The organism is Sphingomonas sp. SP1 (genome assembly GCF_058313395.1).
On sequence record NZ_JBZFLC010000001.1, the window covers coordinates 710,925 to 730,926 of the forward strand.

The window sequence follows — 20,002 nt, forward strand, 5'->3', positions numbered from 1 at the left end:
CCACAGCTGGCATGGCTATGAACGGCAGCGCCTCATCGGATCCCTGGTGGAACAAGCCGCTTACCGATCTTGATCGCGGTGAGTGGGAGGCGCTGTGCGACGGCTGCGGCCGCTGCTGCCTCCACAAGCTGGAGGACGATGAAACCGGCGAGCTTTACCCGACCAACGTCGCCTGCAAGCTGCTCGATCGCCGAACCGGTCAGTGCGGCGATTATCCCAATCGGGCCAAACATGTGCTGGATTGCGTGCAGCTGTCGCCGGGCAAGGTCGATGGTCTGGACTGGCTTCCATCAAGCTGTGCCTATCGGCTGCGCGCGCACGGACAGCCTCTGCCGGACTGGCATTATCTGGTGAGCGGTAGCCGCGACACGGTCCACGAGGCAGGCATGTCGACGCGCGGCTGGACCGTCAGCGAGGTCGACGCCGGAGAGCTTGAGTTTCACCTTGTCGACCGCGACCTTTGATGTTCCGGGCCTGCCGCTGGCGGTAGCGGTCCGGCGACATGCCCGAGCCTGCCGGCTCCGCCTGCGCGTGGATCATGAACGCAAGCTGCTGCGGCTGACCATGCCCGCACGAGGGTCGGCGCGAGCGGCCTTGCGGTGGGCGAGCGAACAGCGCGAGTGGGTCGAACTGCAATTGGCCCGTGCGCCCGCGGGAGTCGCTCTGGCGGACGGAGCGATGATACCCTTCCACGGCAACGACCTGATCATTCGGTGGATCGAAGCGGATGCTCGCACTCCTCGGCTGATTGGCGGCGAGTTGATCGTCGGTGGACCGTCCGAGAGCGTGCCGCGCCGCGTCGAGCAATGGCTACGAGGGCAGGCGCGGCAGGTATTGAGCGAAGAAACCGCTCGGATCGCGGCGCCAGCCGGCGTGGCCGTCACCCGGGTATCAGTCGGCGACCCGACAAGGCGCTGGGGAAGCTGCTCGACGAACGGATCGATCCGTTACAGCTGGCGCCTGATCATGGCACCGCCCGAGGCGCTTCGTTTCGTCGTCGCACATGAGGTTGCCCACCGACTGCATATGGATCACTCCGCGGCATTCAAACGGGCGGAGGAACGGCTCTTTGGTGGGCCGGTGCGCGATGCGCGCGCCTTATTGCGCGATCTCGGGCCGGCGCTGCGGCTGGTCGGGCGGAGCTGATGGCGTCGGTGGAAAGCGCTCGATCGGTTGCGGCGCGCCTTCGCGCGGAGGCGGTGAACCGCCGAAGATGCGGTCGAGTTCTGTCTGGTCGGGTGGGCCGGCGGGGGGCTGCTCGCCATAGGGCTGTGGCGACAAGGGCTCGGCCGGCTGAACGCCGATCGGATTGCCGTTCGCATCGACCAAAGGCTGCTCGGCTGCCAGCGGATCATCGCCAGCGTAGACCTGCTCTTCCGGGTCCAGTTGCCAATCGGGCATCGGCACTTCCGTCTCGAATTCCTCCACCGGGCGATTGGCGACAGCGACGACCATGAAATCGTGGAACGCGCGGGCCGGAGCCGTACCGCCCTGCAGGCCGGCGATCGGGCGAGCGTTATCACGGCCCATCCACACGCCGGTGGTGATGCCGGACGAAAAGCCGATGAACCAACCGTCCTTGTTGGAACTGGTCGTGCCGGTCTTTCCTGCCACCGGGCGCCCGATCTGGGCGGCTCGGCCGGTCCCGGACAGGACGGCGGTCTGGAGCAGATCGGTCATGCCCGCAGCGACCCAGGGAGCCACGAGGACCCGGTCCTCGGTACGCTCATGGCGGTACAGCAGGCGCCCGTCGGCGGTGGCGACCCGCGTGATGGCATAGGGAACGGCGCCGATCCCGCGGTTGGCGACGGCGGCATAGGCCCGGGTCATGTCGATCAGCCGTACGTCCGAGGTGCCCAGCACCATGGACGGGTAGGTCGAGATATTCCCGGAGATGCCGAACCGATGCGCCATGTCGGCGATGGTCGAGAAGCCCAGTTCTGCTCCGATCTTGGCGCTGATGGTATTGATCGAACGGGCGAACGCCTCGCGCAGGGTGACGGTGCCGAGATGGGTTCGGGTGGAATTGCGCGGGGTCCAGCCATCGATGGTCACCGGCTCATCCACCAGCGTGGTGGTCGGCTTCATGCCCGATTCCAGCGCGGCGAGATAAACGAACAGCTTGAAGGCCGAACCCGGCTGGCGCTGTGCTTGCGTCGCCCGGTTATACAACGAGCTCACGTAATCCTTGCCGCCGATCATTGCCCGGACGGCCCCGTCCCGATCAAGCGCCACCAACGCCCCCTGCGCGCCGGACGGTGTATTGGCGTTGATCGCCCTGTCGGCCGCCGCCTGCATCCGAGTGTCGAGCGTGGTCCAGACATCGATGGGATCGCTTGTTTCGTCGATCAGCGTGTCGAGCTGCGGCAAGGCCCAGTCGGTGAAGTAGCGGACACTGTTCTGCTTCTGCGCCGGGGTCACCACGATGCGCGCGGGGTCCACGTTGGCGGCGGCGGCCTGGCTGATGAATCCGTTGTCCGCCATCGTCTGCAGCACGACGTCGGCCCGGCCCCGAGCGGCCTCGACATCAGCCGTCGGCGAATAGTTTGACGGGGCCTTGACCAGGCCGGCGATGATCGTCGCCTCGCCGAGGCTCAGCTGCGTCGCCGGGTGGCCGAAGAAGGTTCGGCTGGCGGCATCGATGCCGTAGGCGCCGCCGCCGAAATAGACGCGGTTCAGGTACAGCTCCAGGATCTGGTCCTTGCTGAACTTCCTTTCCAGCGCGAGGGCCAGGATCGCTTCCTTCACCTTGCGGCCAAAGGTGCGGCTGTTGGTGAGGAAGATGTTCCGGGCGAGCTGCTGCGTGATCGTCGATCCGCCCTGCGTCCAGCGGCCGGTCTGCGCGCGGACCTTGACCGACCGGGCAATACCGATCGGGTCGACGCCCGGGTGCATGCGGAAGCGCTTGTCCTCCACGGCAATCATCGCCGAGCGCATCGGCGCGGGAATATTCTCGTACGGAATCCACTGGCCAAAGCTTGGACCGAGTGAGACGAGCAGCTTGCCGTCAGCCGAACGAACCCGGATCATCTGCCCGAGGTCGGACCGCCGGGCGAGTTCCCCATAGCTCGGCAATTGGGTCATCGCGACGCCCACCGCCACCACCAGTGCGATCAGGCCGGCGATGATTGCGATCAGGCCCAACTTCACCAGACGACCGAACCAGCCCCGCTTCGGAGCAGCGGCAGCGGCGGGAGTGGCGCGGGGCGGGGGTCGGCGGGGCGGAGCGGCCATGTGAGCGAAGGTCTAGGGGGAGCTTTCCGGCCCCGCAAGAACTACTCTGCCTGCTTCCTGTCGTCCGTCGATGGCGCGAAGTCGAGGCTGGCCGAATTGATGCAATAGCGCAGACCCTCCGGGCCCGGGCCATCGGGGAAGACGTGTCCCAGATGACCCGCGCACCGGGCGCACCGAACCTCGGTCCGCTGCATGCCATGACTGCTGTCCGTGATCTCCGTCACCGCCGCTTCGTCCGCGGGGGCGGTAAAGCTCGGCCAGCCGGACCCGCTGTCGTATTTGCAGTCACTCTCGAACAAGGGCGCTCCGCAGCCGGCACAGCGATATTCGCCCGCCGTCTTATTGCTCAGCAACTCCCCGGTCCAGGGTGCTTCGGTGCCCGCCTCGCGGAGGATCCGATAGCGTGCGGGGCCAAGCTTGCGACGCCATTCGTCCTCGCTGTGCGGGAGGTCGGTGGAGGGTTGATCGGTCATGGCAATTCATGTGGGGATGCCAACCGTCGGGTGAAAGGGTGCATCCTGCCGCCGTCTCGCCCGTTGTGAAGCGCGATGAGGCCACTTCGACTGCCTGAGCCCGCCGCGCGCGAGGTGCTGCTACTCCGTGCGATCGAGAGTGAGGATACGCAAGGGGCGGTGCTGACCCGCGAAGACCGGGACTACGCCACCGCCGCCGCATTGCGGGATTGCCCGCCCGGCGACGATCGGACGAGCACCGCCCGATTTCTTCACCGTCGCGCCAACCTGGCGCTGGAACGTTTGCTGTCGCGCTTTCCGGCCTTGAAGCGCGCTTGCGGATTGTCGCGCTGGCCGCACTGGGTCGGCTGGGGGGTTCCGCTGGCAGCGCTGGTGCTGGGATTTCTAAGCCATCGGCTGGACGGGGAGCGGCTCAACATTCTCGCCTTTCCGTTGCTTGGCATGCTGGCCTGGAATCTCGGGGTTTACCTGTGGCTGGCCGTCGCCGCCCTCAGGCGCGGGCCGAAAGGTCATCCTCTGCTGAACCTGGTGGAGCGGATCGGACGCCCGGCCGCCAGTCGCCTGGCCGCGCAGCCGAGCCTGGAGCGGGGGGTTGCCCGCTTCGTCCGCGACTGGTCGCGCGCTGCGAGAAAGCTGACCGGTTACCGCGCAGGCCGGACGCTGCACCTTGGGGCGGCGATGTTCGCGATCGGGATCATCGGCGGGATGCTGGTGCGGGCCCGCTACACGGCGGAGTATCAGGCCGGCTGGGCGGGCACCTGGGCGGGTGCGGAGGTCGAGGTCGCCGCCTTTTTATCGTTGCTATTCGGACCCGCAAGCTGGTTGACCGGGATCGACCTGCCAGGGGCGGAGCGGCTGCGCGAGCTGAGGGGCGGTGCGGAGAATGCCGGGGACTGGCTGATCCTGTGGTCGGTCACCGCCGCCTTGTTCGTAATCATTCCGCGCCTGGTGCTGACGCTGTGGAGCGCGATCCGCGCCGGTGTGCTGGAACGGCGGGTCCCGGTCCCGGGACGCGAGGATTTCTATGTTCGCAGCCTGCTTCGCAACGCGCTCGGCGAAGCGGGGCGGGCGCGAGTGGTCCCTTATGGCTTCAATCCGGGACCGATCGCCCGCGAGCGCCTGGAACGAATGCTGGGAGCAGCGATGGGCGAACGCATGCGCGTCGGCTTCGACGAGCCAGTCCCCTACGGTGGCGAGGACAACTGGATTGCCGCGGAGACGGAGGCGTTGGGTGACGCCGACCAGCTGTTCCTGTTGTTCAATCTCGCGTCCACTCCGGAAGCGGAAAATCACGGTGCCTTTGCCCAGGCCGTGCGTGACCGGCTGAGTGGAGGGGGCACCGGCCTCACCTTTTTGCTGGATGACAGCAGCCTGCGCGAGCGGTTCGGCGGACAGGCGTCGGCCAACCGTCGCGTGGACGAACGGATTGCGGCCTGGCGCCAAGTTTTGTTGCCGACCGGAACCGAGCCAGTCGTGATTGGCCTCGGCGAGGATGCCGCAGTCGACGGCGCCCACCGATTGGAGAAGGCGCTGCAGCGCTCGCCGGTGCCGGCATGAGCGTTACGGTCAACCTCAGCCTCATCAGCCATACCAACGCGGGCAAGACGACGCTGGTCAGGACCTTGCTGGGCCGCGACGTCGGGGAGGTGCGTGACGCGGCGCACGTGACGGATGTCGCGACCGGCTATGTCCTGCTGCAGGCGGGCGACGACACGCTGATGCTGTGGGACACGCCCGGTTTCGGCGACACCCAGCGCCTCGTGACCCGGCTGCGCAACTCCGGCAACCCCATCGGCTGGTTCCTGACCCAGGTGTGGGACCGCTTTCGCGACCGGCCCCTGTGGTCTTCGCAACAGGCGGTTCGCAACGCGCGGGAAGAGGCGGACGTCATTCTCTATCTGGTCAACGCCGCCGAGGACCCGGCCGGTGCGGCCTACGTGGAACTGGAGATGGAGGTGCTCGGCTGGATCGGAAAGCCGATTGTGCTGTTGCTGAATCAAACGGGGCCGCCGTCGGACAAGGGGGAGCAGGACGAACAGCGCTGGAGTCGCCACCTGGCCCACACCGGTCTGGTGCGTGACACGCTGACTTTGGACGCCTTTGCGCGCTGCTGGGTGCAGGAAGGCGAACTGTTGCGGGTCGTGACGCCGCTGCTTCCGCCGGACAAGGCAGCGGCCATGCCTGCCCTTCGTGGCGCGTGGGCGGAGCGCAATCTGCAACGCTTCGGAGCGTCGATGCAGGTTCTCGCCGAGCAATTGACCGCGGCCGCCATGGACCGGGAAGAGTTGCCGGAGCGCAACCTTGCCGACCGGGTGCGGGGCGCGATCCTCAACCCGGTCAGTGGCGACAGCTCCCCCCAAGCCCGGCGAGCCATGGGCTCGCTGGCCGAGCGCCTGGATGCGGACATCCGCCGCTCGACGGACGAACTGATCGCGCTGCACCAATTGTCCGGTCGTGCCGCGCGCGAAGTGCTTAAGCGGTTGAAGGACGATTATCGGGAAAGTGCTCCGGCCCGCGAAGGCGTCGCGACCATGCTGGGGGGCCTGGTGTCCGGCGCGGCCGGAGGTTTGGCGGCCGACCTTGCCGCGGGCGGGATGACGCTTGGGGCCGGGATGCTTGTCGGGTCGGTCCTGGGCGCCTTCGGGGCGAAGACTGCGGCGCGGGGTTTCAACATGGCGCGGGGCGAGGAACTCAACGCGATCCGCTGGTCGGAGGACTTCCTCGCCGGCCTGACCCGCTCGGCGCTGCTCCGCTACCTCGCGGTGGCCCATTTCGGACGTGGACGTGGCGAATGGGAGGAGGGCGAACATCCGACCTACTGGCAGGCAGCGGTCGAGAGGGTGGTCGCTAGCGAGGCCAAGGCACTGCGCCGGGCGTGGGACCGGGCGCGCGATGGCCGAGAGGCGGTGATTGAGGCAGTGCAGCCGCTGCTGACCCGCATGGCCGAGCAACTGCTGGTCGGGCTGTATCCGGAGGCGGCTGAACTCTTCCAGGCCCCATCAAAGCCAGCGCTGACTTCCGAATCCAAGGACCCCGCAGCGGAACTGCGGTGATCGCAAGCGCTGCGGCGCTTGCGCCCGGGCTGAAACCTGCTTGCAACCTTCCTGCTGATCATGGTGCGGTCGAGAAGACTCGAACTTCCACGCCCTTTCGGGCACAACGACCTCAACGTTGCGCGTCTACCAGTTCCGCCACGACCGCATCATGATGTCGGCGGACCGTGGGACCGCCGCTGGCAAGGCGGGGCCTCTAGCAGCGCCTCCGCCCCCGCGCAACCGCCTCAGCTGGGCTGAACTTCGACCTGCTGGCTTTGCGCCGTGCAGGGCTCGAGCGGAGCCTTCTCGGCCGAGACCGTCGACACGCTGAGGCAGGCCGCGTCGGCGGGCACCGTCAGCAGCTCGGCGCTGTTGAACGTCGCGCTTCCGCCCGGCGCGAGGACCGGGGCCGGCGGCGGGATGGTCCAGCGATACACGACTTTCTGCTGAAGGCTGCGCAGCATCGCCTCGATCTGAGGGACGCGTTGCGGCTGGTCGGTCGGGTTGATGACCTTGCCGGTCACCTCCAGCAGTTCATTGCCGCTCGCCAGTGTCCGGCGGTTGGTTTCATCCAGCTGAACGACCAGGGGACTGGCGTCGCTCTGTGCGATGCCCAGGCGCTGCTTCCATGCGACCGGCGCCAGGAACCAGAACGCGACCACCAACGCTGCAATCAGGACGATGGCCAGCAGCAGGCCGACTAATCCGCGACGGCGAGGAGTCTCGACCTCGTGCTGGCCATAGCCATAGTCGGCGAAATCATCGACCGGCTCGCTCGCGGGCCCAGATTGTTGTGCCTGCCAGTCGGGTTCCGAAGCCGCATCCAACCCAGTCGCCGACGCTGCCAAGACCGGTTCGGGTTCCGGTTCCGCCAACGGTTCGGTCACAACCGGAGGCTCGGCTTCAGGTTGTGGAAGTGGCGAAGGCGCCGTCTCGACGGGCGGGTATGCGGCCCTGTTCTCCGGTAACGGATGGGCATCCCAATCCTCGGTCGGCGCAACCTCCTCCGTCCGAACATTGGAGTGACCGTGTTCAGTCAGCACGGTCTCCGATGACGTCTGCTCCTCATCGTTATGCGAGACGGCGGTCGGCTGGACCGCTGTGTGGGGGGCGAGGCTGGCGCCATGATCGTCGCCGGAGTCGACCGGCCGCGCTGGCGCACCTTCCCCTTCGGGGTTCTGGTGCCAGCTATGCTTGCAACTGGCGCAGCGGACCTGTCGTCCGCCGGGTGGAATTGCGCCGTCCTTCACCGCGTAACGCGTGCCGCACGCCGGACAGGTGAGGATCATGGCTTTCTTCGCCCCTTTTGCTTTGCTCGCCTCTCGTAAACCCGACCGGAGCGCCATTGGCAAGGCGGACGCGATTATGCGACAGATGAAGGGCTGGGAAGCGGTGGGGAATGGGGTGAGCGCGTCGGCCAATGCCATTGTCGAGTTCGACAGCGTCGGCCTGCGTTACGGCACCGGCGCCGAAGTGCTGCGCGATTTGCAGTTTCGGTTGCAGCGCGGCGGCTTTTATTTTCTCACCGGTCCGTCTGGCGCGGGCAAGACCTCTCTCCTCAAACTTCTCTACCTAGCCCAGCGCCCCACACGCGGACGTATCCGGCTGTTCGGCGAAGAGCTTGGCGAAGCCTCCCGCGATGCGATGCCCGCCTTTCGGCGCCGAATTGGTGTGGTGTTCCAGGATTTTCGCCTGATCCGGCACCTGTCCGCCTTCGACAATGTCGCGCTTCCGCTACGTATCGCCGGGCAGCCGGATGCCGAGGTTGAACATTCGGTCCGCGAACTGCTCGCCTGGGTCGGATTGGCGGACAGGGCCAGTGCGAAGCCGGCGACCCTGTCCGGCGGCGAGCAGCAGCGCGTAGCGATCGCTCGCGCGGTGGTCGGCCATCCCGAAATGCTGGTTGCGGATGAACCGACCGGCAACGTCGATGCTGAGATGGCGGCGCGGCTGCTGCACCTCTTCGATAGCCTCAACCGGCTTGGGACAACGATCGTGGTCGCTACGCACGACCTGTCGCTGATCGCGGGCAAGCCTGGCTCGCAGCTGCTTCGGCTGGAAGGCGGCCGGCTGGTCGATCCCACCGGCCTGCTTCGCCATCCGCCGCGCGTGGCAGAGGCACGTTAAATGCTCGGCTGGATCGCGCCACCACAGCACCAGCGCCGATTGCTGCACGATCAGCGCGGGCGTCCGGCGCCTTGGGTGATCGCGATCATGACATTTGTGACGCTGGTGGTCGCAGCAGCGGGCCTGGCGCTCGCCAATGCCGCCCGCGTGGTCGAGGCGGGGGTGGCAGCCCGCTATTCGGTTCAGATTCCCGACGGCGAGCGCACGGTCCAGGCAGCGGCGGCCGCCGCGCGAAGGGCGCCGGGCGTCACTGCCGCCGCCGTGGTTCCCGAAGCCGAGGTTCGTGCGACTCTGGAGCGCTGGCTCGGCCCCGACGTCGCCAACGGAGCCGCGCTGCCCGTTCCCGGTCTGATCGATCTCGAACTCGCCCCGGGGGCCGACGTTCGCGGGTTGGAAGCACGGTTGCGGACGACAGCGCCTGGCGCCCGGGTGCTGAGTTACCGGGAACAGCTTGGCCCACTGCTGCAATCCTTGCGGGCCCTCCAATGGCTCGCAGCCGGACTGGTGCTGCTCATGATTCTTGCCACCGCCGCCGCGGTCGTGCTGGCGACCCGGGCCGCGCTCGAAGCCAATCGCGGTACGGTCGACGTAATGCACGGCATCGGTGCTACCGATGAGCAACTGGCAGCGCTGTTTCAGCGCAGGATTGCGCTTGACGCCCTCGGGGGCGGGATGGCGGGAGCGGTCGCGGCCGGAGGAGTCCTCCTGCTTGTGGGAAGCGCTCCAGGCGGACTCCTGGGGGATTTCGCCGGCGGTCCGATACTGCGGCAGGTCGATCTTTTGTGGCTGATGCTGGTTCCATTGGGCGCTGCGATGCTGGCGACCCTGGTTGCCAGATACACTCTCCTGCGGGCATTGCGCGCGAACCTATGATCGTCCGCCTGTCTGCCTTCCTTCTGCTGCTCTACGCGCTTGGCTTCGTGCTGTTTTCGGTCAGCCTCGGCGTGCCGGCGGCGGCTCAGAAAACCGACGCCATCGTTGTTTTGACGGGTGGTCCCAACCGCATCGAGCGCGGCATCGAACTCATGAAGAAAGGCGAGGCGAAGCGCATGCTGATTGCCGGTGCCGACCCTAGCGTGCGGCAACGTGATCTCCGTGCTCGGCTTGGGCCGGCGGCGGCGCGCACGCTGCGCTGCTGCGTCGATCTAGGTTCGGAGAGCGTCGATACGCGGTCGAACGCCGAGGAAGCGGGCCGCTGGCTGAAGCAGCGCGATTATCGGACGCTGCGGCTGATCACCAACGACTGGCACATGCGGCGGGCGGAATATGAATTCCGGCGGCATCTTGGCGAAGAGTACGTCATTGTTGCGGACGCAGTGGCGACCCGTCCGCAGCTGCCGACCCTGTTCCTCGAATACAACAAGTACGTGCTTCGGCGCGCCGCGGTATGGCTGGATATCTGATGCAGTGGGTTCGTTCGGTGCTGTTCACCCTGCTCTTCTATCCGGGCACGCTGGTCTACGTGCTTAGCGTCTTTGCCGCGGCCCCATTCGGCGAACGGCCCGTGCAGGCGATCGTGCATGGCTGGGCCGACTTTCATCACTTTCTGGTGACGCGCCTGCTCGGCATTCGGTGGGAGATAAGCGGCACGATCCCCCCCGGAGCCTATCTGGTCGCGTTCAAGCACCAGGGGATGGTGGAAACGGTCGAGGTTCTCCGGTTGGTCGACACGCCGGTGGTCGTGATGAAGCGCGAGCTGACGACCATGCCATTGTTCGGGTGGGTAACCCGACGTTACGGGGTGATCGGCGTGGACCGAGAGGCCGGTGCCAGTGCGCTGCGGGAAATGATGGTGCGCGCCAAACAGGCGGTCGCGTCGGGGCGTCCGGTCGTCATCTTCCCGGAAGGCACGCGCGTGCCCGTCGGGCAATCGCCGCCGCTGCGGCCCGGTTTTGCCGGACTGTACCGCGCGCTGGGCCTGCCTGTCGTGCCAGTGGCGCTCGATAGTGGCCGGATCTGGGGCCGGGGTTTGCTGAAGCGTTCCGGGACCATTCGGGTTCTTATCGGCGATGTCATTCCGGCTGGCCTGAAACGTGACGAGGTCGAAGGGCGGGTCCACGCCGCTATCAACCACCTCGAGGTCTAGCTGCGAAGAGCCGCCCCGAGCTTTGCTGCGGCCGCGACAATCCTTCCTGACACCCCCGCGATCTCGCTCTCCGTCAACGTCTTGTCCGTCGGCTGCAGCGTCACCTCGATCGCCAGACTCAGCTCTCCATTCTCCTGAAGATAGCGGTCGAAAACTCTTGCGTCGGCAATCAGCGACTTGTCGGCGCCCCGAATGGCACGAACCAGGGCATCCGCGGTGAGATCCGACGGGACGATGAACGCGAAGTCACGGGTAACCGGTTGCAGGGTCGGCGGGGTAAAAGCCGGCCGGGCACGGTCCGCGTTCCGTGATGGCGGGATCGCGTCCATGAACAGCTCCGCAACCTGGGTCCCGGCGGGCACGTCGAAGCTTTTCGCCAATCGTGGGTGCAGTTCACCAAAGGCGGCGAGCACAGTCTTCGGGCCCAGTCTGAGGGTCGCCGATCGACCGGGATGATAGGCCGCGCCGGCGTCGGCGAACACCTGCAGGTTCGCGGTCGGAGCGCCGGCTGCTTCGAGGAGGGCAAGAACTTCAGCCTTGGCGTCGAGGGCGGAGAAGGGCCGCGCCTTGCCAACCTGCCAATCGCGGGGGTGGGCGTCACCCGCCAGGAGCAATGTCAACGTCGGCCGCTCTCCGTCTGCAAGATAGCGACGGCCAAGTTCGAACAGCCGCACCGACGATGCCCCGCGGTCAAGGTTTCGCCTGGCGGCGGACAACAAGCCGGGCAGCAGGGAAGGCCGCATGACCTTCATCTCTTCGCTGATCGGATTGGCCAGGGTCCAGGATCCCCCGCCGAAAGATTCCGCCTCGGATTCGCCGATGAAACTCCAGGTGATGGTCTCGTTTAGTCCCGCCGCGGCCGCTGCCCGCCGGACCCGCCGCTCGAGCTTCTGCGAATGGGTGGCCGTCGGCCTGGCCACTCCATCGTCGCGAGGAAGGGCCGTTGCCGGGACATGATCAAAGCCGACGATGCGGGCGATCTCTTCCACCAGGTCGGCCTCGCCATCGACGTCCGGACGCCAGCCGGGCGGCACCCATCCGGCAGTCTCCAACCGGAAGCCGAGCCGTTCGAGAATGTCGGCTTGGTCGTCGGCCGGCACATGCAGGCCAGCCAGGCTCTCGACGCGTTCGGGACTTAGGGCGACGAAGCGGGGGGTGAGAATGTCCACCCAGTCGGTCGTGGTGGCAACGGTGACGTCGGATGCTTCGCCGCCGCACAGGTCGATGATCATGGCGGTCGCCGACTCGATCATCGCTTCGAGTACCAGGGGATCAACGCCGCGCTCGAATCGCGCCCGGGCATCGGTGCTGACCTGATGATGCCGGCCGCTCTTGCCGATGGTTTCCGGATCGAACCAGGCGCATTCCAGCAGCACGTCGGTCGTGCTGTCGGTCACGCCGGTGTCCGCGCCGCCGATGATCCCGCCGAGTCCGAGCACGCGGGCGTCGTCCGCGATGACGCAGTCGGTCGACGTGACCTCATATTCCCTGTCGTTGAGCGCAAGGAACCGCTCACCGGCGCGCCCGCGCCGAGCGGTGATGCTCCCTTGAAGCCGGGCTGCATCGTAGACGTGGAGCGGCCGAGCCTGATCGATTGTGAAAAAATTGGTGATGTCGACCAGCAGAGAAATCGGCCGCAGCCCGATCGCTGTCAGTCGGCGCTGAAGCCAGTCGGGCGAAGGGCCGTTGCGAACGCCGCGAATAAGTCGTCCGGCGAAGGCGTGGCAGCCGCTATCGTCCTGAACCTGGATCGAGACCGGGTTCGCAGACTTGCCGTCAACCGGTCGAACCGGCCGGTCGAGCAGGGTGCCGAGCCCCGCCGCGGCAAGGTCGCGGGCAATGCCGTGTACGCCCAGGCAATCGGGGCGGTTAGGCGTCAAGGCGACGTCGAATACGGGATCGTCGAGGCCGGCATAAGCCGGGAAGCTTGCACCAACGGGAGCATCGCCCGGCAATTCGATGATGCCGGCATGATCGTCACCCATCTCCAGTTCGCGGCTGGAGCACATCATCCCGTTGGACTCGACCCCCCGGATCGCTGCTTTCTTGAGCGTAAAACCGGAGCCCGGAACATAGGTGCCAGGCCCGCCGAAAACACCAACCAGCCCGGCCCGCGCGTTGGGTGCACCGCACACAACCTGCAGCGGAGCGCTGTCGCCGGTGTCCACGGTCAGCACTTGCAGCTTGTCGGCCTGAGGATGAGGCTCGGCGGTCAGCACCCGGGCGACCTTGAACGGCGCGAGCGCCTCGGCGGGGTTGGTAACCTGTTCGACCTCCAACCCGATCCGGGTGAGAGTGTCCGCAATCTCCTGAACGCCCGATCGGGTGTCCAGGTGATCTTTCAACCAGGACAAGGTGAACTTCATGCGCCGACTCCCGCGCTGAGCGTGGGCACGGCGAGGGCATTGAAGCCATAGTGCCTGAGCCACCGCAGATCGCCGTCAAAGAATGCGCGGAGGTCGTCCATGCCATATTTCAGCATCGCCAGCCGGTCGACGCCGGTGCCGAAGGCGAAGCCCTGCCATTCGTCTGGGTCGAGCCCGGCCGCAGCGATCACCTTGGGGTGGACCATGCCGCTGCCAAGCACTTCCATCCAGCCTTCCTGACCCCCGACGACGCGACGTCCCTTCACGGTGGACCAGCCGACATCGACTTCGGCGGAGGGTTCGGTGAAGGGAAAATAGCTCGGCCGCATGCGGATCGCGACGTCATCACGCTCGAAGAAGGCCTTGAGGAATGTCTCGAGCGTCCACTTCAGGTGACCGAGATGAATGGCCTTGTCGATCACCAGCCCTTCGATCTGATGGAACATCGGCGTATGGGTCGCGTCGCTGTCGGAGCGGTACACCCGGCCGGGTGCGATGACCCGGATCGGCGCTCCGTGCTGTTCCATGGCGCGGATCTGCACGGGCGAGGTGTGGGTCCGCAGCACCCGCTGCGGTTCGCCTGGAGCGCTCTGCGCGACGTAAAAGGTGTCGTGCATCGCCCGGGCCGGATGGCTTTCGGGCATGTTGAGGGCGGTGAAATTGTACCAGTCGGTTTCGATCTCCGGCCCTTCGGCAACGGCAAAGCCGAGGTCGGCGAAAATCTCAGCCAGTTCGTCCATGACCTGACTGACGGGGTGGATGCTGCCTTGTGGACGGGGCGGAGCCGGAAGCGAAAGATCGATCTTTTCGGTCGCCAGCTTGCGCTCGAGTTCGCCGGCCTCGAGCGCGGCCCTGCGCTCGGCGATCGCGTCGGCAACCTGCGCGCGCACACCTTGAATCTCTGGCCCGCGGACCTGGCGATCCTCCGGACTCATCTGACCCAGCGTCTTCAATAGCGCGGTCACCCACCCGCTCTTGCCCAAGGCCTCGACCCGGACAGCGTCCAGCGCGGCGAGGTCCCCGGCGGCGGCAATACGGCTTAGCGTTTGTGTGACGTCACTCATGGCGCGCGGCCTTAGCGAACCGGTATGCGCTCGTCACGCGGCCAGGAAGGGGTAAGGCGAGATCGTCTTGCGGTTTTCGTGGACTGCCAGCTTACGGCCGGCGGGAGGTGTCGCGCGATAGGCGCAATCCATGCGCGGGCAGATGCTGCAGGCCGGCCCGACCGGCGTGACCGGCGCGTGCATCAGGTCGATGCCTTCGGCGCAGTGCAACTTGTGTGCGTATTCGATGTCGCAGCCAAGACCGATCGCCAGTAGTCCGCCTGCCAACTCCGCCTTGATGGGCCGCTCGATGGTGCGGGCCACCGTGAAGTAGCGATGGCCGTCCGGCGTCTCGATCAGCTGCGTCACGACCTGGCCCGCGGCCTGGAAGGCCGCGTGGAGGTTCCAGCGTGGACAGGTGCCGCCAAAGCGGGAGAAGGGAAATTTGTCCCCCGCATAGCGCTTGGAGATATTCCCGGCCGGGTCGACCCGCAGCATGAAGAACGGCACGCCGCGCGCGTTTGGACGATTGAGCGTGGTGAGCCGGTGCGCCACCTGTTCGACATTGGCGCCGTATTCGCCGCACAGCCGATCGATCGAATAGCGCATTTCCTCGGCTGAGCGGAGGAATTTGCCATAAGGCATCATGATTGCGCCAGCGGCGTAGTTGGCAAGGCTCATCCGCAGCAGTTGCGCGATACCCTCGTCAGGCGGGGCGGCTTCGCGCACCATCCGGTCGAGCAGGCCGGCGAACTCGGCGGTGGCCAGCTGGTAGGCGAGTGCAAAAGTCCGGTTCTCGGCTCGAAGCTGCGAAGAGATGACGAACAATCGCCGGTCCGCGTCATAATTCTGGCTGAGGTTGCCCAGCTGCGATTGGGGGATGACTTGCGCGGTTATGCCCCAGGCTTCCTTCAGCCGGCGGCGCAGCGGTTCGGCCACCGACAGGGGATCGCTCAGCGCGCCGCCGAGCGTTTCCGCGGCCTCCTCCAGCTCGGGATAATGATTGCGATGCTGCTGAATATAGTCACGCACCCAGTTCTCGGGCGTCACCAGTGCGCGGACATCCTCCACATCTTCAACGACCGGGAGCCGTTGGCTTTCCTTGAGGGCGCCGTACAGTCGCGACACCGCGTCGGCGACGGATGGTGAGTTGTGCGCCAGCTCCACCAGCTCGTAGCGGGGCACGCCAAGGTCGGACAGCAGGGGGTCGGCGAAGATCTCCGCCAACGTGTCCGGACCGGTCTTGTGACCATTGGCGGATGCGAACGACAGGATGTCGATGCCGAAGCCGTTGGCCAGCTTCAGCAGCAGCCCCGCGGTCACCGGCCGCTGGTTGCGTTCCAGATGATTGAGATAGCTTGGGCTTATGCCAAGGCTCGTCGCCATCGCGGTCTGCGACAGGTCACGCTCGCGGCGCAGGCGGCGCAGGCGATGGCCCAGGAAGAGCTTCTGCTCCGTCATCATTCCGGCAGGTTGTCAAAGATCACTCAGAATCACAAGTCAACTTATGACATCGAAGCAGTTTTTGCCGATACCGACTCGGGTCAAGCAGGGTTCATGGGGCAATTCTTCGCTAATCAGGGGTTGTTGTTCCGTGGCAAGTTTTGACCAAGTCGTTTCTGCTCCTCCCGGCCGCTTCGACGGCATTGATCGGCCTTATTCGGCCGAGGATGTCCTGCGCCTGCGCGGATCGGTTCCGATCGATTATACGCTCGCACGCAGGGGCGCCCTCAAGCTGTGGGAATTGTTGAACGGCCAGGATGAACCGGTGCGCGCGCTTGGTGCGGTGACCGGCAACCAGGCCATGCAACAGGTCCGCGCCGGGCTTCAGGCGATCTATCTGTCCGGCTGGCAGGTCGCGGCCGACGCGAACACCGCCGGCGCCATGTACCCCGACCAGTCGCTGTATCCGGCCAACGCCGGGCCGGAGCTTGCGCGGCGTATCAACCGCACGCTGCAGCGCGCCGACCAGATCGAGCATCTCGAAGGCGGTGCCAAGCGCGACTGGTTCGTGCCGATCGTCGCCGACGCCGAGGCTGGCTTCGGCGGACCGCTGAACTGCTTCGAAATCATGAAGGCCTATATCGAGGCCGGCGCGGCAGGCGTGCACTTCGAGGACCAATTGGCGTCAGAGAAGAAGTGCGGCCATCTGGGCGGCAAGGTGCTGATTCCGACCCAGGCGGCGGTCCGCAATCTGGATGCCGCACGCCTGGCCGCCGACATCTGCGGAGTGCCCACCGTGCTGGTCGCCCGCACCGATGCAGAAAGCGCCAAGCTCATCACTTCGGACGTCGATGAGCGCGATCGCCAGTTCATTACCGGTGAGCGCACGCCCGAAGGCTTTTTCCGGCTTCGCGAGGGCAGCGGTCTCGACCATTGCATCGCCCGCGGCCTGGCTTTCGCGGAGCATGCCGACCTCCTGTGGTGGGAGACGAGCCATCCCGACCTGGAAGACGCGCGCAAGTTCGCCGAAGCAGTGCACAAGGTGCATCCGGGCAAGCACCTCGCCTACAATTGCTCGCCATCGTTCAACTGGGCGGCCAAGCTCGATAAGGACACCATCGCCAAGTTCCAGCGCGAGCTTGGCGCCATGGGCTACAGGTTCCAGTTCGTCACACTGGCCGGCTTTCACAGCCTCAATCACGGCATGTTCGAATTGGCGTCGGGTTATCGGGATCACGGCATGTCGGCCTATTCCGAGCTCCAGCAGGCCGAGTTCGCATCGGAAAAGGACGGCTACACCGCCACGCGCCACCAGCGCGAGGTCGGCACCGGTTATTTCGACGCCATTGCCACTGCGGTCAGCGCCGGACAGGCCTCCACCACCGCACTTGGTGAATCCACCGAGACCGCCCAGTTCGTCGCGGCCGAGTAAAGGGAGAAAACCGATGGGACAGCGTTTTTGGATCGTCGGCGGCGAATATGCCGACTGCGCATTCAAGCAGATTCAGCCGGGGACGGAGCGCGTCTGCGGGCCGTTCAACGATGAAGTGAAAGCTCGGATGGAATGGCAGCGGCTGACCTTCCGCGATCACTGCGGAGCGACCGAGCGTTACTCGATCTGCGTCGAGCCGGAGGCGCCCCGCGCGTGAGTACGGTAATGGATCGGTCGCAGGTGAACGCGGCCGCGAGTGAGGTCAAAGGCGCCGATTCGCTGCTCACGCCCGACGCTTTGCAATTCCTGAGCGACCTTCATCGGCGGTTTGAGCCCAGGCGGCGATCGTTGTTGGCTGCGCGGGCGGAACGGCAGAAGAAATTCGATGCCGGGGAGTTGCCCGACTTCCCGGAAGCCACGCGCGACATACGCGACCGCGAGTGGAGCGTGGGCGCCATCCCTCAGGACCTTCAGGATCGCCGGGTCGAAATCACCGGGCCGACCAACGCGAAAATGGTCATCAACGCGCTCAACAGCGGCGCGAAGGTGTTCATGGCCGATTTCGAGGACGCCACCGCCCCCGCGTGGGACGAGCTGTTGCAAGGTCAGCTCAACCTGCGTGCGCGCTGGGCGGGAACGCTTGGTTTCACCGATCCCGGGACCGGCAAGGAATATCGGCTTGGCGACACGCCCGCAGTGCTGAAGGTCCGTCCTCGGGGCTGGCACCTCGACGAGCGGCACCTGACCGTCGATGGCGACCCGCTCGCCGGTGGCCTGTTCGACTTCGGCCTGTATTTCTTCCACAACGCGAAGGCATCCTTGGAAGCGGGGTCGGGTCCATATTTCTACCTGCCCAAGCTCGAAAGCCGGTTCGAGGGAGAGCTGTGGAGCGAAGTGTTCGCGGTGGCGGAGGCATGGCTCGGCCTTCCGCGCGGAACAATCAAGGCGACGGTGCTGATCGAGACGCTGCCGGCGGCGTTCGAAATGGACGAGATCCTGTTCGCGCTGAAGGAGAATATCGTCGGGCTCAACTGCGGTCGGTGGGATTATATCTTCAGTTACATCAAGCGGTTCGGCCGAGACCCGTCGCGTTTGACGCCTGACCGCTCGGCGATGACCATGGATAAGGCGTTCCTGGCCGCCTACTCGCTGCGGCTGATCGCGACTTGCCACCGGCGCGGCGCGTTCGCCATGGGCGGGATGTCGGCCTTTATTCCCGTGAAGGGCGACGAGGCAGCCAATCAGGCGGCGATGGACAAGGTCCGCGCCGACAAGTTGCGCGAGGTCGGCAACGGCCATGACGGCACTTGGGTCGCGCACCCCGCACTCGTGCCCGTGGCGATGGACGCGTTCGCGCAGATGACCGGCCCCAACCAGCTCGACCGGATGCCCGACCGGGTGCCGGGGCGGGACGAGATGCTGGAGCTGCACACGGGTCCTCGCACCGAGGAGGGTGCCCGCGAAAACATTCGCGTCGGCGTGCAATATCTCGCCGCCTGGCTCGGCGGCAAAGGGGCGGTGCCCCTCTACAACCTGATGGAAGATGCCGCGACGGCGGAAATCTGCCGGACGCAACTGTGGCAGTGGCTCAAGTTCGAGGCCCCGCTGGATAACGGGCAGACTTTCACCCGCGACCTGTTTGAACGGCTGTTCGAAGCGGAATTGGTGGCCCTGGGCGACGTGCCGCGGATCGGCGAAGCGGCCGGTCTATTTCGGCGAATGGTGCTCGATGACGAGTGTGAGGAGTTCCTGACTCTGCCGGCCTATCCGCTGCTGTCGTAACTGCGAAACGCGGATCGCCGGAGCAGCACGTGCATAGTTGGCCGGACCTGAACCCAGCAACCGATGCGCCGACCTGGGCCGTGCTTCACCTGGTCAGCCAGATGCTGGGCAAGCTGCGTGTGGCGCATGCACCCTGGGCGAATCACGGCTGGCACGCGACCCTTCACCCGCGCGCCGACGGGCTGCAGATCGCGCCAATTGCTGCCAGCGGAAGAAGCTTCACCCTTACGCTCGACCTTTGTCACCATGCCGTGACACTCGTCGTCAGTGATGGCGCTCACGACCTGGTGCCGCTGGTGGGCCGCACGGTGGCCCAAATCCATGCAGGCGTGATTGCCATGCTCAAGCGCCACGGATTGCCGAGCGACTTTCACCATCGGCCGAACGAGATCGAGAACGCCGTCCCTTTCACTGAAGACGATACCCCGCGAGACTATGACCCGAAGGCGGCGCGGCGCCTGCTTCGTGCGCTGGCCCTCGTGCTCCCGGTATTTGAACAATTTCGTGCCGGCTTCGGCGGGAAGGCCAGCCCGGTGCACTTTTTCTGGGGCAGCTTCGACCTGGCAGTGACCCGCTTTTCCGGACGGTCTGCACCGGAGCACCCGGGCGGCGTCCCCGGTCTTCCCGACAGGATCACTCGTGAAGCCTATAGCCACGAGGTGTCGAGCGCGGGTTTCTGGCCGGGCGGCGCGACGGGGGCAGAACCCATCTTCTACAGCTATGCTTATCCGGAGCCCACGGGGTTCCGGACGGCGACGGTCGCTCCAACCGCGGCACGCTTTGATGAAGGAATGGGGGAGTTTGTCCTCCCCTATGCCGCTGTCCAGCGTTCCGCCGCCCCGGAAGCCGAATTAACGGCATTCCTGCAATCGACGTACGAGGCGGCAGCGGCCCTCGCCGGGTGGGATCGGGCTGCGCTGGAACGGACACCGGTTGCGCCCTGACCCACGTCACCCGGTTTAAAACGAAAAAGGCGCCCCG

At 65.9% G+C, this 20,002-nt stretch carries 18 protein-coding genes and 1 tRNA gene; 12 read left to right on the top strand and 7 right to left on the bottom strand.

The window, feature by feature from the left end; genetic code table 11:
* Nucleotides 1-17: 17 nt before the first annotated feature.
* Nucleotides 18-464 carry a YcgN family cysteine cluster protein gene (locus AC4GYS_RS03705; RefSeq protein WP_491107754.1) on the top strand — a complete coding sequence of 149 codons (447 nt, stop codon included), beginning with the start codon at nucleotides 18-20 and terminating at the stop codon, nucleotides 462-464.
* A complete protein-coding gene (locus AC4GYS_RS03710) occupies nucleotides 433-1,146 on the top strand; it encodes a M48 family metallopeptidase (protein ID WP_491107755.1) in 714 nt (237 codons plus the stop codon). The genes AC4GYS_RS03705 and AC4GYS_RS03710 overlap by 32 nt, the downstream gene beginning before the upstream one ends.
* On the opposite strand, the gene AC4GYS_RS03715 is transcribed toward AC4GYS_RS03710, so the two are convergent.
* Nucleotides 1,099-3,234: a transglycosylase domain-containing protein gene (locus AC4GYS_RS03715; RefSeq protein WP_491107756.1), complete on the bottom strand. Its 2,136-nt coding sequence runs from the start codon at nucleotides 3,232-3,234 to the stop codon at nucleotides 1,099-1,101. The two genes, AC4GYS_RS03710 and AC4GYS_RS03715, sit on opposite strands and share 48 nt — an antisense overlap.
* Nucleotides 3,235-3,275: 41 nt before the next feature.
* Complete coding sequence (msrB, locus tag AC4GYS_RS03720; protein WP_491107757.1) at nucleotides 3,276-3,707, bottom strand: peptide-methionine (R)-S-oxide reductase MsrB; 432 nt, start codon at nucleotides 3,705-3,707, stop codon at nucleotides 3,276-3,278.
* Nucleotides 3,708-3,782: 75 nt separating this feature from the next.
* On the opposite strand from msrB, the gene AC4GYS_RS03725 reads away from it, so the two are divergent.
* Nucleotides 3,783-5,264, top strand: coding sequence for a hypothetical protein (locus tag AC4GYS_RS03725; protein ID WP_491107758.1), 1,482 nt, complete (start codon nucleotides 3,783-3,785; stop codon nucleotides 5,262-5,264).
* Nucleotides 5,261-6,760: a GTPase domain-containing protein gene (locus tag AC4GYS_RS03730; protein ID WP_491107759.1), complete on the top strand. Its 1,500-nt coding sequence runs from the start codon at nucleotides 5,261-5,263 to the stop codon at nucleotides 6,758-6,760. The genes AC4GYS_RS03725 and AC4GYS_RS03730 overlap by 4 nt, the downstream gene beginning before the upstream one ends.
* Before the next feature lie 61 nt (nucleotides 6,761-6,821).
* Here the strand turns inward: AC4GYS_RS03730 and AC4GYS_RS03735 are convergent.
* Both AC4GYS_RS03735 and AC4GYS_RS03740 read right to left on the bottom strand, forming a co-directional pair.
* Nucleotides 6,822-6,908 (bottom strand) — tRNA-Leu (locus AC4GYS_RS03735).
* A gap of 79 nt (nucleotides 6,909-6,987) precedes the next feature.
* On the bottom strand, nucleotides 6,988-8,031 hold the full coding sequence (locus tag AC4GYS_RS03740) for a zinc-ribbon domain-containing protein (RefSeq protein ID WP_491107760.1): 1,044 nt from the start codon (nucleotides 8,029-8,031) through the stop codon (nucleotides 6,988-6,990).
* A gap of 76 nt (nucleotides 8,032-8,107) precedes the next feature.
* On the opposite strand from AC4GYS_RS03740, the gene ftsE reads away from it, so the two are divergent.
* Genes ftsE through AC4GYS_RS03760 form a run of 4 tightly spaced genes read left to right on the top strand, consistent with a single transcriptional unit; the run spans nucleotide 8,108 to nucleotide 10,955 of the window.
* A complete protein-coding gene (gene ftsE / locus AC4GYS_RS03745; protein ID WP_491107761.1) occupies nucleotides 8,108-8,869 on the top strand; it encodes a cell division ATP-binding protein FtsE in 762 nt (253 codons plus the stop codon).
* Complete coding sequence (locus AC4GYS_RS03750) at nucleotides 8,870-9,742, top strand: cell division protein FtsX (protein WP_491107762.1); 873 nt, start codon at nucleotides 8,870-8,872, stop codon at nucleotides 9,740-9,742.
* Nucleotides 9,739-10,272, top strand: a complete 534-nt coding sequence (locus AC4GYS_RS03755) for a YdcF family protein (RefSeq protein ID WP_491107763.1) — start codon at nucleotides 9,739-9,741, stop codon at nucleotides 10,270-10,272. Before AC4GYS_RS03750 ends, AC4GYS_RS03755 begins: the two co-directional genes overlap by 4 nt.
* Nucleotides 10,272-10,955, top strand: a complete 684-nt coding sequence (locus AC4GYS_RS03760) for a lysophospholipid acyltransferase family protein (RefSeq protein WP_491107764.1) — start codon at nucleotides 10,272-10,274, stop codon at nucleotides 10,953-10,955. Before AC4GYS_RS03755 ends, AC4GYS_RS03760 begins: the two co-directional genes overlap by 1 nt.
* Here the strand turns inward: AC4GYS_RS03760 and pheT are convergent.
* The 3 genes from pheT to AC4GYS_RS03775 are packed head-to-tail and all read right to left on the bottom strand — an operon-like array spanning nucleotide 10,952 to nucleotide 15,828.
* Nucleotides 10,952-13,321, bottom strand: coding sequence for a phenylalanine--tRNA ligase subunit beta (gene pheT / locus AC4GYS_RS03765; RefSeq protein ID WP_491107765.1), 2,370 nt, complete (start codon nucleotides 13,319-13,321; stop codon nucleotides 10,952-10,954). The genes AC4GYS_RS03760 and pheT overlap by 4 nt on opposite strands.
* Nucleotides 13,318-14,385: a phenylalanine--tRNA ligase subunit alpha gene (pheS, locus tag AC4GYS_RS03770; RefSeq protein WP_491107766.1), complete on the bottom strand. Its 1,068-nt coding sequence runs from the start codon at nucleotides 14,383-14,385 to the stop codon at nucleotides 13,318-13,320. Before pheS ends, pheT begins: the two co-directional genes overlap by 4 nt.
* Before the next feature lie 33 nt (nucleotides 14,386-14,418).
* Nucleotides 14,419-15,828, bottom strand: coding sequence for a helix-turn-helix domain-containing protein (locus tag AC4GYS_RS03775; RefSeq protein ID WP_491107767.1), 1,410 nt, complete (start codon nucleotides 15,826-15,828; stop codon nucleotides 14,419-14,421).
* A gap of 130 nt (nucleotides 15,829-15,958) precedes the next feature.
* Between AC4GYS_RS03775 and aceA the strand changes: the two genes are divergently transcribed.
* From aceA to AC4GYS_RS03795, 4 genes are read left to right on the top strand one after another with little or no spacing between them, the layout of a single operon-like run.
* The gene (aceA, locus tag AC4GYS_RS03780) at nucleotides 15,959-17,239 is read left to right on the top strand and encodes an isocitrate lyase (protein ID WP_491107768.1); all 1,281 of its coding nucleotides are present in this window, start codon (nucleotides 15,959-15,961) and stop codon (nucleotides 17,237-17,239) included.
* Between the two features lie 13 nt (nucleotides 17,240-17,252).
* Nucleotides 17,253-17,456 (top strand): DUF4170 domain-containing protein, encoded by a 204-nt coding sequence (locus tag AC4GYS_RS03785; RefSeq protein ID WP_491107769.1) that lies wholly within the window; start codon nucleotides 17,253-17,255, stop codon nucleotides 17,454-17,456.
* Complete coding sequence (aceB, locus tag AC4GYS_RS03790) at nucleotides 17,453-19,021, top strand: malate synthase A (RefSeq protein ID WP_491107770.1); 1,569 nt, start codon at nucleotides 17,453-17,455, stop codon at nucleotides 19,019-19,021. Before AC4GYS_RS03785 ends, aceB begins: the two co-directional genes overlap by 4 nt.
* Nucleotides 19,022-19,050: 29 nt before the next feature.
* The gene (locus AC4GYS_RS03795; RefSeq protein ID WP_491107771.1) at nucleotides 19,051-19,965 is read left to right on the top strand and encodes a DUF5996 family protein; all 915 of its coding nucleotides are present in this window, start codon (nucleotides 19,051-19,053) and stop codon (nucleotides 19,963-19,965) included.
* Nucleotides 19,966-20,002: the final 37 nt, after the last annotated feature.

Excerpts from the sequence above, each read along its gene's own strand:
- msrB (WP_491107757.1), bottom strand. The coding sequence starts at position 3,707 with ATGACCGATCAACCCTCCACCGACCTCCCGCACAGCGAGGACGAATGG.
- pheT (WP_491107765.1), bottom strand. The coding sequence starts at position 13,321 with ATGAAGTTCACCTTGTCCTGGTTGAAAGATCACCTGGACACCCGATCG.
- ftsE (WP_491107761.1), top strand. The coding sequence starts at position 8,108 with ATGCGACAGATGAAGGGCTGGGAAGCGGTGGGGAATGGGGTGAGCGCG.
- AC4GYS_RS03725 (WP_491107758.1), top strand. The coding sequence starts at position 3,783 with ATGAGGCCACTTCGACTGCCTGAGCCCGCCGCGCGCGAGGTGCTGCTA.
- AC4GYS_RS03740 (WP_491107760.1), bottom strand. The coding sequence starts at position 8,031 with ATGATCCTCACCTGTCCGGCGTGCGGCACGCGTTACGCGGTGAAGGAC.
- AC4GYS_RS03755 (WP_491107763.1), top strand. The coding sequence starts at position 9,739 with ATGATCGTCCGCCTGTCTGCCTTCCTTCTGCTGCTCTACGCGCTTGGC.
- AC4GYS_RS03730 (WP_491107759.1), top strand. The coding sequence starts at position 5,261 with ATGAGCGTTACGGTCAACCTCAGCCTCATCAGCCATACCAACGCGGGC.
- AC4GYS_RS03760 (WP_491107764.1), top strand. The coding sequence starts at position 10,272 with ATGCAGTGGGTTCGTTCGGTGCTGTTCACCCTGCTCTTCTATCCGGGC.
- AC4GYS_RS03715 (WP_491107756.1), bottom strand. The coding sequence starts at position 3,234 with ATGGCCGCTCCGCCCCGCCGACCCCCGCCCCGCGCCACTCCCGCCGCT.
- pheS (WP_491107766.1), bottom strand. The coding sequence starts at position 14,385 with ATGAGTGACGTCACACAAACGCTAAGCCGTATTGCCGCCGCCGGGGAC.
- AC4GYS_RS03750 (WP_491107762.1), top strand. The coding sequence starts at position 8,870 with ATGCTCGGCTGGATCGCGCCACCACAGCACCAGCGCCGATTGCTGCAC.
- AC4GYS_RS03785 (WP_491107769.1), top strand. The coding sequence starts at position 17,253 with ATGGGACAGCGTTTTTGGATCGTCGGCGGCGAATATGCCGACTGCGCA.
- AC4GYS_RS03705 (WP_491107754.1), top strand. The coding sequence starts at position 18 with ATGAACGGCAGCGCCTCATCGGATCCCTGGTGGAACAAGCCGCTTACC.
- AC4GYS_RS03775 (WP_491107767.1), bottom strand. The coding sequence starts at position 15,828 with ATGATGACGGAGCAGAAGCTCTTCCTGGGCCATCGCCTGCGCCGCCTG.